The sequence below is a fragment of the Helicobacter pylori genome (assembly GCF_030062585.1).
Classification (GTDB): Bacteria; Campylobacterota; Campylobacteria; order Campylobacterales; family Helicobacteraceae; genus Helicobacter; species Helicobacter pylori_CN.
This window is the reverse complement of the sequence record NZ_CP071935.1, coordinates 1190532-1204764: the sequence shown is the minus strand read 5'-3', so window position 1 is coordinate 1204764 and position 14233 is coordinate 1190532. Positions and strand designations below refer to the sequence as shown.

16 protein-coding genes are annotated in these 14233 nt (G+C 38.3%); 3 read left to right on the top strand and 13 right to left on the bottom strand.

What is annotated here, in order from left to right; translation table 11 throughout:
• Window positions 1-250: 250 nt before the first annotated feature.
• Window positions 251-1633: an MFS transporter gene (locus J5F42_RS05785; protein ID WP_283491615.1), complete on the top strand. Its 1383-nt coding sequence runs from the start codon at window positions 251-253 to the stop codon at window positions 1631-1633.
• A gap of 157 nt (window positions 1634-1790) precedes the next feature.
• Here J5F42_RS05785 and J5F42_RS05780 read toward each other — a convergent pair whose 3' ends face one another.
• The 11 genes from J5F42_RS05780 to recR all read right to left on the bottom strand — a co-directional run bounded on the left by J5F42_RS05780 (window position 1791) and on the right by recR (window position 9640).
• Window positions 1791-2033, bottom strand: coding sequence for an outer membrane beta-barrel protein (locus J5F42_RS05780; RefSeq protein WP_000478803.1), 243 nt, complete (start codon window positions 2031-2033; stop codon window positions 1791-1793).
• A gap of 98 nt (window positions 2034-2131) precedes the next feature.
• Entirely contained in the window at window positions 2132-2617 is a 486-nt protein-coding gene (locus J5F42_RS05775; protein ID WP_021176235.1) for a GNAT family N-acetyltransferase, read from the bottom strand.
• A 96-nt stretch (window positions 2618-2713) separates the two neighbouring features.
• Window positions 2714-3469, bottom strand: coding sequence for a 7-carboxy-7-deazaguanine synthase QueE (locus J5F42_RS05770; protein ID WP_097699327.1), 756 nt, complete (start codon window positions 3467-3469; stop codon window positions 2714-2716).
• Window positions 3466-4068: a 6-pyruvoyl trahydropterin synthase family protein gene (locus tag J5F42_RS05765; protein ID WP_097699328.1), complete on the bottom strand. Its 603-nt coding sequence runs from the start codon at window positions 4066-4068 to the stop codon at window positions 3466-3468. The genes J5F42_RS05770 and J5F42_RS05765 overlap by 4 nt, the downstream gene beginning before the upstream one ends.
• Before the next feature lie 3 nt (window positions 4069-4071).
• Complete coding sequence (locus tag J5F42_RS05760) at window positions 4072-4731, bottom strand: hypothetical protein (protein ID WP_000041790.1); 660 nt, start codon at window positions 4729-4731, stop codon at window positions 4072-4074.
• Window positions 4728-5531 (bottom strand): 5'/3'-nucleotidase SurE, encoded by an 804-nt coding sequence (gene surE, locus J5F42_RS05755; RefSeq protein WP_097689593.1) that lies wholly within the window; start codon window positions 5529-5531, stop codon window positions 4728-4730. Before surE ends, J5F42_RS05760 begins: the two co-directional genes overlap by 4 nt.
• Window positions 5528-6439, bottom strand: a complete 912-nt coding sequence (locus J5F42_RS05750; RefSeq protein ID WP_283491216.1) for a polyprenyl synthetase family protein — start codon at window positions 6437-6439, stop codon at window positions 5528-5530. Before J5F42_RS05750 ends, surE begins: the two co-directional genes overlap by 4 nt.
• Window positions 6440-6454: 15 nt before the next feature.
• Window positions 6455-6997, bottom strand: a complete 543-nt coding sequence (gene folE / locus J5F42_RS05745) for a GTP cyclohydrolase I FolE (RefSeq protein ID WP_000426972.1) — start codon at window positions 6995-6997, stop codon at window positions 6455-6457.
• Window positions 6998-7930, bottom strand: coding sequence for a zinc metalloprotease HtpX (htpX, locus tag J5F42_RS05740; protein ID WP_232263175.1), 933 nt, complete (start codon window positions 7928-7930; stop codon window positions 6998-7000). It lies immediately after the preceding gene.
• Window positions 7917-9062 carry a tRNA pseudouridine(13) synthase TruD gene (gene truD, locus J5F42_RS05735; RefSeq protein ID WP_097699331.1) on the bottom strand — a complete coding sequence of 382 codons (1146 nt, stop codon included), beginning with the start codon at window positions 9060-9062 and terminating at the stop codon, window positions 7917-7919. The genes htpX and truD overlap by 14 nt, the downstream gene beginning before the upstream one ends.
• Window positions 9059-9640 carry a recombination mediator RecR gene (gene recR, locus J5F42_RS05730; protein ID WP_077652791.1) on the bottom strand — a complete coding sequence of 194 codons (582 nt, stop codon included), beginning with the start codon at window positions 9638-9640 and terminating at the stop codon, window positions 9059-9061. Before recR ends, truD begins: the two co-directional genes overlap by 4 nt.
• A gap of 155 nt (window positions 9641-9795) precedes the next feature.
• On the opposite strand from recR, the gene J5F42_RS05725 reads away from it, so the two are divergent.
• Complete coding sequence (locus J5F42_RS05725) at window positions 9796-10002, top strand: 2-hydroxymuconate tautomerase family protein (protein WP_001115888.1); 207 nt, start codon at window positions 9796-9798, stop codon at window positions 10000-10002.
• Between the two features lie 553 nt (window positions 10003-10555).
• Here the strand turns inward: J5F42_RS05725 and asd are convergent.
• Window positions 10556-11596, bottom strand: coding sequence for an aspartate-semialdehyde dehydrogenase (asd, locus tag J5F42_RS05720; protein ID WP_283491215.1), 1041 nt, complete (start codon window positions 11594-11596; stop codon window positions 10556-10558).
• Window positions 11583-12911, bottom strand: coding sequence for a histidine--tRNA ligase (gene hisS / locus J5F42_RS05715; protein ID WP_097699838.1), 1329 nt, complete (start codon window positions 12909-12911; stop codon window positions 11583-11585). The genes asd and hisS overlap by 14 nt, the downstream gene beginning before the upstream one ends.
• Before the next feature lie 61 nt (window positions 12912-12972).
• On the opposite strand from hisS, the gene waaF reads away from it, so the two are divergent.
• Window positions 12973-14022 (top strand): lipopolysaccharide heptosyltransferase II, encoded by a 1050-nt coding sequence (waaF, locus tag J5F42_RS05710; RefSeq protein WP_283491214.1) that lies wholly within the window; start codon window positions 12973-12975, stop codon window positions 14020-14022.
• Window positions 14023-14233: the final 211 nt, after the last annotated feature.

Here is a 14233-nt window from a genome sequence, read left to right as displayed (position 1 = left end):
TTTTTTTGGCTGATATAATCGGGTAAAGCGTTTTAATAAAACAAGTAAACAAAATTTAAACTCGTTTAAGTGGTGTTTAATGATAAAAAAGGTAGAATGATTCACTCTTTGAGTGCTAATAAATTTCATTTACTGCTTATTATCTAAAAAAATTCCTTTAAGGTGTAAGGTAGCTATATTAATTTTATCAATCTTAGTTTCAAAATGAAAAATTTAAAATAGGGCGATAGCCTTAGTGAAAGGATGATCAATAAAACATTTAGGCAAAAAAGAGGTGAAAACCTTAGGATTGTCTTCGCTTGGTGGGACTTTAGAATTTTACGATTTTATCATCTTTGTATTTTTTACAAGTATCATTGCCAAACACTTTTTCCCGAACACGCTTAGCCCTATCTGGTCTGAAATCAACACTTATGGGATCTTTGCCGCAGGTTATCTGGCGCGCCCGCTTGGTGGCATAGTGATGGCCCACTTTGGGGATAGATTCGGTCGTAAAAACATGTTCATGCTCTCTATTTTATTAATGGTGATCCCAACCTTTGCGCTAGCTTTAATGCCAACTTTTGATCATTTGGTGGGTTTTGGCGTGGATAGCATGGGACTTACCCCCAAAAACGCTCATTATCTTGGTTACATAGCTCCTGTTTTTTTGGTGTTTGTTAGGATTTGTCAAGGCGTTGCTGTGGGTGGTGAATTGCCTGGCGCTTGGGTTTTTGTCCATGAACATGCCCCGCAAGGGCAAAAAAACACTTATATCGGTTTTTTAACCGCTTCCGTAGTTTCTGGGATTTTGCTTGGGAGTTTGGTTTATATCGGGATTTATATGGTTTTTGACAAGCCTGTTGTTGAAGCTTGGGCTTGGCGGGTTGCTTTTGGGCTTGGAGGGATTTTTGGTATCATTTCTGTGTATTTGAGGCGCTTTTTAGAAGAAACTCCCGTTTTTCAGCAAATGAAGCAAGACGATGCCTTAGTCAAATTCCCGCTTAAAGAGGTGTTTAAAAATTCCCTCTTTGGTATATCAATCTCCATGCTTATCACTTGGGTTTTAACCGCTTGTATTTTGATTTTTATCCTTTTTGTCCCGAATTTTACTCTTACGCATCCCAATTTTAATTTCACTCCGTTTGAAAAAACCTATTTTCAAATTTTAGGGCTTGTTAGTATTGTAAGTTCTATTATTTTCACCGGGTTTTTGGCCGATAAAATCAAACCGCACAAAGTTTGCATGGCTTTTAGTGTGGCCTTTGCCTTTTTTGGCTTTTTGTTTTTTAAAGAATTTTATTCTAACGTGCCAAGTTTAGTCAATACCATAGTTTTATACTTTTTAGCTTGCTTTTGCGCGGGCATTATGAATTTTTGCCCCATTTTTATGAGCGATGTGTTTAGCGCTAGAATCCGTTTTAGTGGGATTTCCTTTGCTTATAACATAGCCTATGCTATAACCGCCGGCTTTACCCCTCAACTTTCAAGCTGGTTAAACGCAAAAGCTATAGCAGCCCCTGAAAGCTTGCAAAGTTATGGTTTAAGCTTTTATATTTTTGTGGTTGCTTTAATCGCTTTTATTGTATCGCTTTTAATGGCGCCAATTTACAATAAATCTAATACCCAACACGAAGTGCCGCCCACAGCATGAAGGATGTGCAAACCTTTGAGTGATTCAATCAAAACTTAGCCGATAGCGTTGGTGGGTTTTGGTGATGATAAAATTTTTTCGTTTTGGATCTCATTTTGTTGTAAAACTCTTAAGGGGGTTGGGGTATAATTCCTCTCTGCAACCTCATTAAAACCCCCTAACCCCTATTTTTATTGGAGTAAGTGGTGATGAAATCCACCAACAAATCTATCCCACCGCCATAGCTCAATTGCTGGACTTTCTCACTGCTCGCTTTAGCGTAATTGTATTTGATGATGCCATAATAAGCCAACCCTATAAAATCATTAAAGTAGTTTTGATAGCCTATTTTAGCGTTAACCCCTAAAATAGGGCTTCTAAAACTTTGCGAAGCGCTTGAAAAACAAAATTTTAAAAACAAGCGTTTGTTTTAGGGTTTATTTAACATTAATTAGGCTGTGTTAATGAAAGTTTGATAGTTTGAATGTCGCTTGGGCGTGTGTCAAATGGATGCACCAATCAAGACAGAATCTTTTCCATAAAAAGAGTGGGGAAAATCAAAGTCTCTTCGCCCAACTCCACCACGCAATCCTCTTCTTTGATGCGCGTAAAACCCAGTTTTTGATAGAGGTTGCATGCTTTGATTTGACTCTTGCTCACATGCAAAGAGATTTTAGTATAGCCTTTAATAAAAGCGTATCGCTCCACGCTCTCATAGAGTTTTTGACCCAACCCTTGGGATTGATAAGCGCTATTTATATGGAATTTACACAGCTCGGCTTCTGTTTGATTGATATGATTAAGCCCACAAATCCCAATGAGCTTTTTATTCTCTCTCATTTCAAAAAATTCCCCGCCATGCTCGTGCAATTTTTGAACGAACCCGCTAATGCTAGGCAAAAGATCCAAGCGTTGGATAAACCCTAAAGGGTTATCAGCGATGCGCTCAGCATAAAATTCTTCTAATTCAGTGGGGTATTTGGGCGAAAAAACTTTGATGGTCATGATTTCCTAACTTCCAAAGATGAAATGATCCCTTAATGAGCGTAATGATAACAATTTTTAGCTTAAAATAATAACGCTTTGTATGATATGATGGATTTAAAACCCTTTTTGATTATCCCACAAGCGGATATGAAGCCTATCGCTCAGCCTGAAACCATGCTTTATGGCTAGGGGGGCTAGGGTTTTTAGATTTTTATCTAGCTCGTTGTTATTTGTGCCTAAGGGCATTAAAAAGATTTCATTATTTTTTAAGGAGAGTTGTTTCAAAAGGCTTTGAATTTCTATAATAGATTGAGCGGCGTTTTGGCTCTCCAATACAAATTTAAAATGCACGCTTTTAGCATTATTTAAGATGTTTTGCAAGGCTTTAAGGTTGATCCGCTTGCTTTCTTCTTCCAAAGAAAAAGAGAGTTTGACGCTTAGGGTGAAATGCAATTCTTTTAAAATAGGGCTAAATTCAAAAAAAATAGAACCATTACTCTCTACACATAAAGGGATTTTTTTATGGTAGAAATGCTCTAAAACGCTCAATAAAATAGGGTTATTGAAATACAAGCTTGGCTCCCCGCCTGTAAGAATGAAATCAAAATCCTTATAATTAGGGGCTAAATTAACTAATCGTTCAATCAAGGGTTTAGGATCATCATAATAATCCCAAGATGTTTGGAATTTAGGATGCACCGCATACAAACTATCGCAACCTGTTAGGATTTCATCATTCAATGAGGTTTTACAATTAAAGCCCTTGCATGAAAGGTTACACCCCCCTAAGCGCAAAAAAAGACTGGGTTTGCCTATCCTTTGGCCTTCACCTTGTAAGGAAAAAAAGCTCTCAACGACCGGGAGTTTCATGGGATTTGGTGTAAGGGTTTAGCGTGGAAAAAGCATTGTTTTTCATCGCTAATGATTTTATTGAAAAAGTCCTTATCATGCCACAAATTTTGAATGCCTTGCGAAAATGAAACGCAATGATTATGCACTAAAGATTTAAAATGAGGGTTTTCTAAATCTTTTAAAAAGCTTTCAGCGTAGCCGTTTTTAGTCTCATGCACGCGCACGCTAGAGACTTTTAACTCCCCTTCATTATTAGAAAAAACGCTTTTTTGTAAAATCCTTGAAAGGTAGTATAAAAACATGAGGGCGTAACTCTCTGCGCTCAAATTAAACGAGCATTTCACGTAACGAACGCAATGATTTTCTATAAAACGCTGAAACTCAGTGCTTTCTTTATCCCAAAAATGATGGGCATGATCAAAGGAGTCTATAAAGGTTTGCATTTCTTGCTGCATCAACCCAAAATCTAACGCCATGTTCGCGTTATCTAAGCGGTTGGTTTCAATAAAGACTTCCACTTCATAATTATGCCCATGGATATTTTGAGCGCATTTTAAAGAAGAGCAATTACGCACCACATGGCTAGCGCAAAATTTATACAATCGCCTGATAACCATTGCTCATTGCCTATAACATGGCTGATAAAGGGGCAGTCTTAAATTATAGTAGTAGCGTTCAGGGCGGTTAAAATCAATGCGCTTGATCGTGCTTTTAATCAAATCCCTATAGAGCATCTGATAGCCGCAAGTCCTCCCGCTCACGCTCCCATCCACATATAAAACCCGTTTTTGCAACACCACATCATACCAATCTAAAATAAAATGCGAATTAGCGCTCATTAAAATTTGCTCGCTAAAGCCATTGATAGCGTAGTAATCCGTAGGGGTTTGAGAGCAATAAAACTGCCCCCCAAGAAAATAACAAGGCTTATTGACTTGATCGATCAGTTGGTAATTGTATTGATAAAACGGCACAGCCGAGATGTTACGGACAATGCGCGCATAGATCACATTTTTTGCTTTATCTAATGGGAATTCCGCTTGCGTGAAGACATTGTAAAAGCCTAATTTTTGCAATTCATAAACGATCACATTGATATAATAAGAAGTCATCGCATCGCTTCTGTCATAAGCCACCACAATAGTGGAATTATAATTGAACAAATAATCCCCTGTAACTTCTGAATAATACCCCATGTGCAGGCGGTGCTGGCATGCATTAAAGAAAAAAAACACCCCAACAATTAGCCCTAAAAAAGCCAAGCGGTGATTTTTACTCACTTTAACATTCCCTCATGCCAAGATTCCAAGCTTTTTAGATCATCATAACTGGTTAAGTCTAAATTTAAAGGCGTGATAGAGGCATGGTTTGAAGCAATAGCGTCAAAATCAGAGAGTCTGTCTTCATTTTCACGCTTTTGCCATTCTAAGGGGTGTAACCCTAGCCAAAAATAGCTTTCATTTTTGGGGTCTGTTCGTTTATGCACTTCTTTTTTATACAGCCTATAGCCCTTAGGGGTGATGCGTTCGCCCTGATATTCTTGTAAGGAGCAATTAGGGACATTCACATTCAGGAGTTTGCGCCCTTTTAAAGGATAGCCGTTTTTGAAAATGTTTTGGACTAAATCCTGGATGATCTTTTGAGCCAAATCAAAACTTAAGGGAGTGTTTTTGTTTTTGTTAGAAAGGATTTGAGAAATCGCAATGGAAGGCACGCCCTGAATCGTGCCTTCAATCGCTCCGGCCACCGTTCCTGAATAAATCGTGTCTTCGCCCATGTTAGAGCCAAGATTGATCCCTGAAATCACCAAATCAAAACAAACATGTTTAAACAACTCATTGATCGCCAGATACACGCAATCGCTCGGCGTGCCATCATCAATCCTGTAATGCCGGCCTTCTTTGCCCTTAATTTTCTCCGCTCTCAAAGGCGCGGTGATAGTGATGCATTGCGAGCATGCGCTTTTTTCATGCTTGGGGGCGACCACATAGATTTCTGCCATGTTTTCTAAAGCTTGTTCTAAAGCTTTAATGCCTTTTGCATGGTAGCCATCATCATTGGTGAGTAGAATTTTTTTCATGTCTTGCCTTTAAATAGAGTGTTCAATAATGCGTTTAAATTTTCTTGCAATAAAGGATAAGCGGGTTTCAACAGATTTAAATCGTTTAAAACCTCTGTTTTTAAAGTTTGGGCGTAACCGCTTGCCTTCTCTAGCCCCAATAAATTCACAAAGCTGTTTTTAGCGCTGTCTAAATGAGTGGTTTTACCGCTTTCTTTTTCATCTTGCGTAACATCTATAATATCATCTAGCACTTGAAAACAAAGACCCGTTTTTAACCCAAAAGCCTGAAGCCATTTAAAAAGCTCTTCATCTTTAATACCGCTTGCAACAAGCCCCATCACCAAGCTCGCACTAATCAATTTAGCGGTTTTATGCTCGTGTAAGAAAGTGAGCTGCTCTAAATTTAAGGGCGTGTTTTCAAAATAGCAATCCAAAGCCTGCCCTAAGATCATGCCTTTAATCCCCCCATTAGCGCTTAAGATTTTGATTAATTCCACAATGATACGGCTTTCTAATAAAGCGTTTGAAAGCAATTCAAAAGAGTAGGTGTTGAGCGCATCGCCGATTAAAACGGCTGTGGTTTCATCGTATTTGGCGTGTAAAGTGGGGTGGTTTCTCCTTAAAGAGGCGTTATCCATGCATGGCAAATCGTCATGGATGAGCGAATAAGTGTGCAAGCATTCAATGCTTAAAGCGATTTTAAAATATTCTGTTTGTTGGTTAGAATAATCTTTTTGACCCACTAAAGAGCAAAGCACGGCTAAAAAAAGCTTGGGGCGGAACCTTTTACCTCCATTAAGCACCATTTCAAAAAAGGCTTTTTCCAAATAAGGGTGGAAGCTTTCAGGGTGTAAATGATGGTTTTTTAAAAAGCTTTCAAAACGCTCGCACTCATTATAATAAAAGGATAAATTAGGGCTATTCATGTATAGAATTATAACCTAAGATTTTAAGAGTTGCATAAATTCAGCTCTGGTTTTAGGGTCTTTTTTGAAGAGGCCTCTTAACACGCTTGTTTTAATGATCGCATTTTGCTTTTGCACCCCTTGCATGCTCATGCACAAATGTTTGGCTTCACAAACCACGATCACACCCCTTGGCTCTATGATTTCATCAAAAGTTTCTGCAATTTGAGTGGTCAGCCTTTCTTGGATTTGTAGGCGTTTGCTATAAATTTCAATGAGTTTAGCGATCGTGCTAATGCCTACAATCTTTTCCTTAGGGATATATCCCACGCTAATATTCCCAAAAAAAGGGAGCAAATGGTGCTCGCAAGTGGAGTAAAATTCAATGTTTTGAGCCACTATCATTTCATCGCAAACGCCCTGAAAATACGCGCTTTTTAAAGCCACTCTAGGGTCTTCTTTATAGCCTTTATACAAGAATTTCCATAATTCTTGAACCCTTTTAGGCGTCTCTTTCAAACCTTCTCGATTCTTGTCTTCGCCGATGTTTTCAAAAAATTGGTTGAAAAAATTTTCCATTTAAATCACACGCTTTCTTAAGGATTGGATACGATTTTTAATGCTAGGGTGGGTGCTAAACATTTCAGCGTTAAAAAGATAGGCCGCTGATCGGGTGCTATTTTTATCTATTTCTTTATAATCGTTGTTGGTGTAATCGTTGGAAATTTTTTGTAAGGCTCTGATCATGGGCTTATTGTCATGCATTAAAAACGCCGCCCCGCTATCGGCCATGTATTCTCGTGTGCGGCTCAAATACATTTGCAAAATAAGCGTTAAAAAAGGCAAAATGATCTGTAAACCCAATAAAATCATTCGGGCTAAATTCGCCCCACTATTCTTGCGATTCCCCATGAAAAAATACACGCTAAAATTAGCCACTAACAGCATGATATTGCTTAAAATCCCCACGCACATGGTCAAGCGGATGTCATTGTGCCGTATGTGGCTGAGCTCATGAGCGATCACGGCTTTCAATTCGTCTCTATCCAATCTTTCTATTAAAGCGCTTGTAAGAGCGATAAGAGAATTAGATTCATCCCACCCGCTCGCAAAAGCGTTCATGTAAGGGGCGTTAATGATATAAAGTTTAGGCTCAAAATGAAGATTAGCCTCTTCTAAAAGCTCTAACAAAAGGCGATGGATTTGATTTTCTTTAGAGCTTAAAACCTTGCTTGGGTCAATGAGCTTGTATTCATCACCGCTTAACATGATAGAGCTAAAATTTTGGATACAAACAAGAATAATGACAAAAGCCGCTAAAAACATGACAATAGTGATCGTAGGAAAAATTTGAAAAGTCATGAGTTTAAAAAGGGCTATGCCTAAATCATTAGCGTTGATTCTAATAGCATCCACCAACAACCCGATAAAAGCAAAAATCGCACAATAAGTGGTTAAAACCGCGTTCGTTTTGAGCCTGTTTTGCGCGATAATCTTTTCAAAATTCGTCATTATTTTCTCCTTTCTCATGCTTGATTTCTTTGAGCAACGCGCTCGCATAACTCCCTTTAGGCAAGTAAAATCCCAATTCAAATTGCGCTTTTTCTTTGATATATTGGGAAGTTACATTTTCTGCAAACACCCAAAAAAACCGCCTGGATCCTAGCGTTTTAGCATGGCTACTTAAAAGGTTATGCTGGAATTCTTTTTCAATTTCTAAACTCAAATTTTTTGCATAAAGAGCCTTTTTGCCGTCTAGTAACCCCGTAGGCGCAGCTTCTTTGTTCAAAAACCTTTCGCTTTCTTTTTCTAATTTTAAAGCGTCAAAAAACTTCCCATAAGGGTAATGGCACATCACATCGCCTTCTAAAATTTTAAAAGGGTGGGCTTGGTTTTTAAGGGCTTTTAGGGCGTTTGAATTAACGCTTAAATTTTTTTGTTTAAAAAATTCTAAATTTTCTTTTAGGCTAAAATCGCTAATGATTTTACTGATTTCTAATCGTTTGCTTAAAAGTGAATTAAACAAATAACTTTGATAGCTTGAAATTAAAAAAGCGTTTAATTTTTGATGGGCGAATTTCGTTTCATTTTGCAAGATTTTTAAACCCTCTTTATGGTTGTCATTGAACTTCCCAAAGCGTTGCGAGCCAAAATAATTAGGCATGCCAAATTGCGCGATTTGTTCTAAAACCTGCTTTGTTTTTTGAGCGTTTAGGGGGGTCATTTTTTTAAAGCGCATAAAAAAGCGATTACCCTTTAAATGCCCTAATTTGATTTTATTATGATGGTAATTCAAAGACAGGATTTTAAGGTTTCTTTCTTGCAAATTATGCGTATTTTTTTCTAATAAAGGGGCGTATTTTTTGGGGAGTGAGATGAATTGAGTCGTCAGCGCGTTTTTATCTTTCAAGCCCGCATAACCCAATTCAGCGATTTTTACCCCTAAAATTTGAGAAAAAATTTGAAGCATTTCTAAAGTGCTTAAACCGCTTTTTCTCACTTGAATAACGGCATGTTCGCCCGTGTTGCTAAATTCATACAAAGGCACTTCATGCACGCAAAAATCCCTAGCGCTAGAATTGAAATGAAAATCAATGCTCGCATGGTTATAGGCGTGCAATAGGGGCATAAAGTTTAAATTCATGCTTTGATCCTTGAATTAAACGCCCTTGAGAGCGAAACGGAGTCAATGTTTTCAAAATTCACTCCAGTAGGCACGCCTTGAGCGATTTTAGTGAAAGTGAGATGGAATCGTTGTAATTTATCTTCAATATAAAGCATTAGAGAATCATTGGCTAAAGTGGGAGGGAAAGCAAAAATGATTTCTTTAATGTTTTCTTCAATCAGGCGTTTTTCTAGGGCGTTAAAATCCACTTCTTCTATAGAATTTAACACATAATAGCGCCCTAAAAAATCCTTTAAGTCTTCTAAAATAAACACGTCTCTTGGGTGTAAAACCATGCAAAGCTGAGAATTTTGCCGGCTCCCATCAGAGCAAATCTCACAAACTTCACTCTCGCTGAGCGCGTTACAAGATGCACATGTTTTAAGGTTTTCTAGGGCGTTTTCTAAAGCGTGCGTGATCTTGAGTGCCAGATAAGGGTTTTCCAAACCCAAATGATACGCCATTTTGAAGGCAGACTTTTTACCCACATTGGGGATTTTTTCTAAACAATCCACTAAATTTAAAAAGTGATTCAAGCTGTTTTTATAAGTATTCATTTTGTTAGTATATCAAACTTAACTTGACTTGAAAGCCACTAAAAGGGCTTTTATTGTTTTTAAAAGGGGGTTTAATTAATATAATATGAAAAAGCGCTTAATGAAGCGTTTAAATAGAAGTGTTATAATGTGCTATCTCAATTTTAAGGAATAACATGCCGTTTATCAATATCAAACTTGTGCCAGAAAATGGAGGACCAACAAACGAGCAAAAACAGCAATTGATTGAAGGGGTTTCAGATTTGATGGTTAAGGTGTTAAACAAAAATAAGGCTTCTGTTGTGGTTATTATAGATGAGGTCGATTCTAATAATTATGGTCTTGGGGGCGAGAGCGTCCATCATTTGAGGCAAAAAAACTGAAGAGTTTTTGAAATTCAAAGGTTGCGATACGCTAAAACATGCAAGGGGGTGCTTATTTCTACCCCCCTAAAAACTATAAACATAACTCACATTAAACACTACAAGGCGTTTGAAAAAGAGGGAAGTGTTTAGCCCTNTCCATTACCAACCTTTCAAAATCTTATTATTGTAGTGTATATAGCCATATTTAACCGCTATTAAACAATTGGTTTGAAAAATTGTGAGGGTCAATCCAATCAGATTTTTCTAATCCATTCCAATAAAACTTGATACAAGTTTTCCTTATACCTTAAACTCACACCCTTTTAAATGGAATAATAGGCAATAACTCGCTAGCTAAACATTCACTCTCTGCTTGAGTGTAAGCCTTTCATTCCTTTTGACCTACCAAATATTAGCATTTCTCTCAATCAAGCCTTGAGAAATTCAATTACACCCTTGTTTAACATCGCAAGCCTAGTAACTTAAAGCTCTTTCTTAGAGATTGGGTTAGATTGATCCTTATCCTTAATTCAAGTGCATGCGCATTCATCTTTGTTATCTTTGAATAAACTCAAGCGTTCTTAATGTAATGCAGAGCGATCTTGAGCGCATTGGTGGCTGCCCCCACTCTTAATTGATCCGCCACGCAAAAGCCGTGCAAAGTTTTCTCATCAAACAAATCCTTTCTCAAGCGCCCTATAAAGACGCTATCCGTGTGGCTCGCTTTTAGGGGCGTGGGGTAGAGATTGTGGCTAGGATCATCGCAAACAACCACGCTAGGGGCGTTTTTTAAAACTTCATAGACTTCTTTAAGATCGAATTCTTTTTCAAAAGCGATACTCAAACTCTCGCTATGGCTCCTCAATACCGGCACGCGCACGCAAGTCGCGCTGATAGGGAAATCCACGCCCATGATTTTATGGGTTTCATGCACCATTTTTAGCTCTTCTTTCGTGTAGCCATTCTCCTTAAAAGTATCAATATGAGCGATCGCATTGAAAGCGATCGGGTAAGGGAAAGCCCCAGCTTGCAAGATTTGGTTTAAATCAATAGCGGGGTCTTTTTCCAAACACTCTAAAGCGGTTTTTAATTCATTTTTTAAACTCTCTATGCCCTTATTCCCTGCCCCACTCACGGCCTGATAGGTGCTAACAATCACGCTTTTTATCTTAAAATGAAGGTGTAAGGGGTTTAAAATCTGCGTCATTTGAATGGTAGAGCAATTAGGGTTAGCGATGATATTTAAAGGAGCGTTAAAAATTTCTTTAGCGTTGATTTCAGGCACGACTAAAGGCACATCTTTATGCAATCTAAAAAAGCTCGTGTTATCAACCACTAAGGCCGTTTTTGAAGCGCTTGTGGCAAATTCTTCGCTCACGCTCCCCCCAGCGCTAAAAAAGGCGATGTCTATTTTTTCTCTTTCAAAAACTTCATGCGTGGTTTCTAAAATCTCATAATCTTTATTGAAAGCTTTGATCTTTTTACCAGCGCTCCTAGCACTAGCGAGCGGGACAAATTTTTTAATCGGGAAAAAAGAATTTTCTAAACCCTTAATCAGCTCTTGGCCTACCGACCCACTGGCCCCAACAATAGCGACATTATAAGTCTTCATCGTTTTCTCCAATGATTTCAAGGGCTTTTAAAAAACTCAAGCAATTCAACTGCATGCCTGAATGCATGTTTTTCAAGCTTAAAGTTTCGCTTTTAAATTCTTCTTCGCCAATAATAACCACAAACTCATGCCCCTTGTGGTTAGCGTAAGAAAAGGGTTTTTTGATTTTTTGAGCTTCTGGATAGACTTCGCTAAAAATCCCACTTTGCCTTAAAGACTCCGCTAATCGGTTGGCGTAAGAAAAATACTCTTCATGCATGCAAGCGATTAAGACTTTAGCTTGGGTGGAACGCTCGTCTAATAATTGCATTTCACTCAAAGCCACAATCAATCTATCAATCCCAATAGAAGCCCCCACTCCTTGTAAATTCTCTTTAGAAAAATTTTTAGTCAAATGATCGTAACGCCCCCCTGAACACACGCTCCCTAAAGACTTCATTTCATTAAGCGTGGTTTCATACACAATCCCCGTATAATACCCTAATCCCCTAGCGATAGAAAAATCAATTTTATACAGGTTTTGAGAAATTTGCAAATCCCCTAGCAGCTGGTATAGCCTTTCTAAATCCTGTATGCCCTTTTTCAGATTTTCATTATAGTCTTTCAAATAAGCAATTTTTTCAAAAAATTCCGCATGGCTTAAATCGTTTTGTTGGATTTGAACCATTTCTAAAAGCTCTTTAATGGTGTTTGAATTCAAATCGCACTCTTTTTTTAATTCTTCTTCAACCCCATTCAAGCCAATTTTTTCTAATTTATCCACAATGCGCAACACTGCATTCACTTGAGAGATCCCAAAATATTCGCATATCCCGTTCAAAATTTTTCTGTGGTTGATAGAAACGCAAAAATCTTCTAAATCCAAGGCTTTTAAAGAAGCGACAATCACTTGAATGATCTCAGCATCACACACCAAGCTCTCGCTCCCTATAAAATCAAAATCGCATTGCGTGAATTCCCTGTAACGCCCTTTTTGCGCCCTTTCGCCCCTAAAGACATTGCCTATGGCGTAGCGTTTGAAGGGCATGCCTAATATTTGGTGGTGCAAAGAAACAAAGCGGGCTAATGGCACGGTCAAATCAAACCTTAAAGCCACATCCCTATCCCCATGGTCTTTAAAACGATAAATTTCTTTTTGAATATCGCTGCTCGCATCAGGTAGTAGCGCTTCAGCGTATTCCAAATGAGGGGTTTCAATCGGCACAAAACCAAAACTTTGAAACACGACTGAAACTTTCGCAAGCAACTGGGCTTTTTGTATCGCATCTTTAGGCAAGCGGTCTTTAAACCCGCTCAACACTTTAGGGGTAATCATTCCATTTCCTTGTATTTGTATGCTAAAATTTTAGCTTAAATTCTTTAAAAAAGGGCTATTGATGAGCGTAAATGCGCCCAAACGCATGCGTATTTTATTGCGTTTGCCTAATTGGTTAGGCGATGGGGTGATGGCAAGCTCGCTTTTTTACACCCTTAAACACCACTACCCTAACGCGCATTTTATCTTAGTGGGCCCAACCATTACTTGCGAACTTTTCAAAAAAGATGAAAAAATAGAAGCCGTTTTTATAGACGACACCAAAAAATCCTTTTTCAGGCTGCTAGCCACTTACAAACTCGCTCAAAAAATAGGGCGTTGCGATATAGCGATCGCATTAAACAACCATTTTTATTCCGCTTTTTTGCTCTATGCGACAAAAACGCCCGTTCGCATCGGTTTTGCTCAATTTTTTCGTTCTTTGTTTCTCAGCCATGCGATAACTGCTGCCCCTAAAGAGTATCATCAAGTGGAAAAGTATTGCTTTTTGTTTTCGCAATTTTTAGAAAAAGAATTGGATCAAAAAAGCGTTTTACCCTTAAAACTAGCCTTTGATCTCCCCACTCACACCCCAAACACCCCTAAAAAAATCGGCTTTAACCCTAGCGCAAGCTATGGGAGCGCTAAAAGATGGCCAGCTTCTTATTACGCTGAAGTTGCGGCTGTTTTGTTAGAAGAAGGGCATGAAATTTATTTTTTTGGGGCTAAAGAAGACACTATCGTTTCTGAAGAAATTTTAAAACTCATCAAAGGCTTGTTAAAAAACCCCTTATTATCCCGTAACGCTTACAATCTGTGCGGGAAAACAAGCATTGAAGAATTGATACAACGCATCGCTGTTTTAGATTTATTCATCACTAACGATAGCGGCCCCATGCATGTGGCTGCTAGCACGCAAACCCCCTTAATCGCTCTTTTTGGCCCCACTGATGAAAAAGAGACTCGCCCCTATAAAGCTCAAAAAACGATTGTGTTGAACCACCATTTAAGCTGTGCGCCTTGCAAGAAACGAGTTTGCCCCTTAAAGAATGAAAAAAACCATTTGTGCATGCGATCTATCACGCCCCTTGAAGTCCTTCAAGCCGCTCGCACTCTTTTAGAAGAGCCTTAAACGCCCTTTATGCACTTTTTAAAAAGCACAGCCATATTGACAAAATTCCAGTATATAAAAGATTTAAACTTTACTTTTGAAAGTGTGAGAAGAGCGATAAATCCCATCAAAGGTTTTAAAAAATGGTAGGAAATTATAGGATAATATCCAAAAAAGCGTTTTTAAAAACGCTTTTTTAGAGTCAAAGCCATTAGGCCACTGAGTTTTTAGG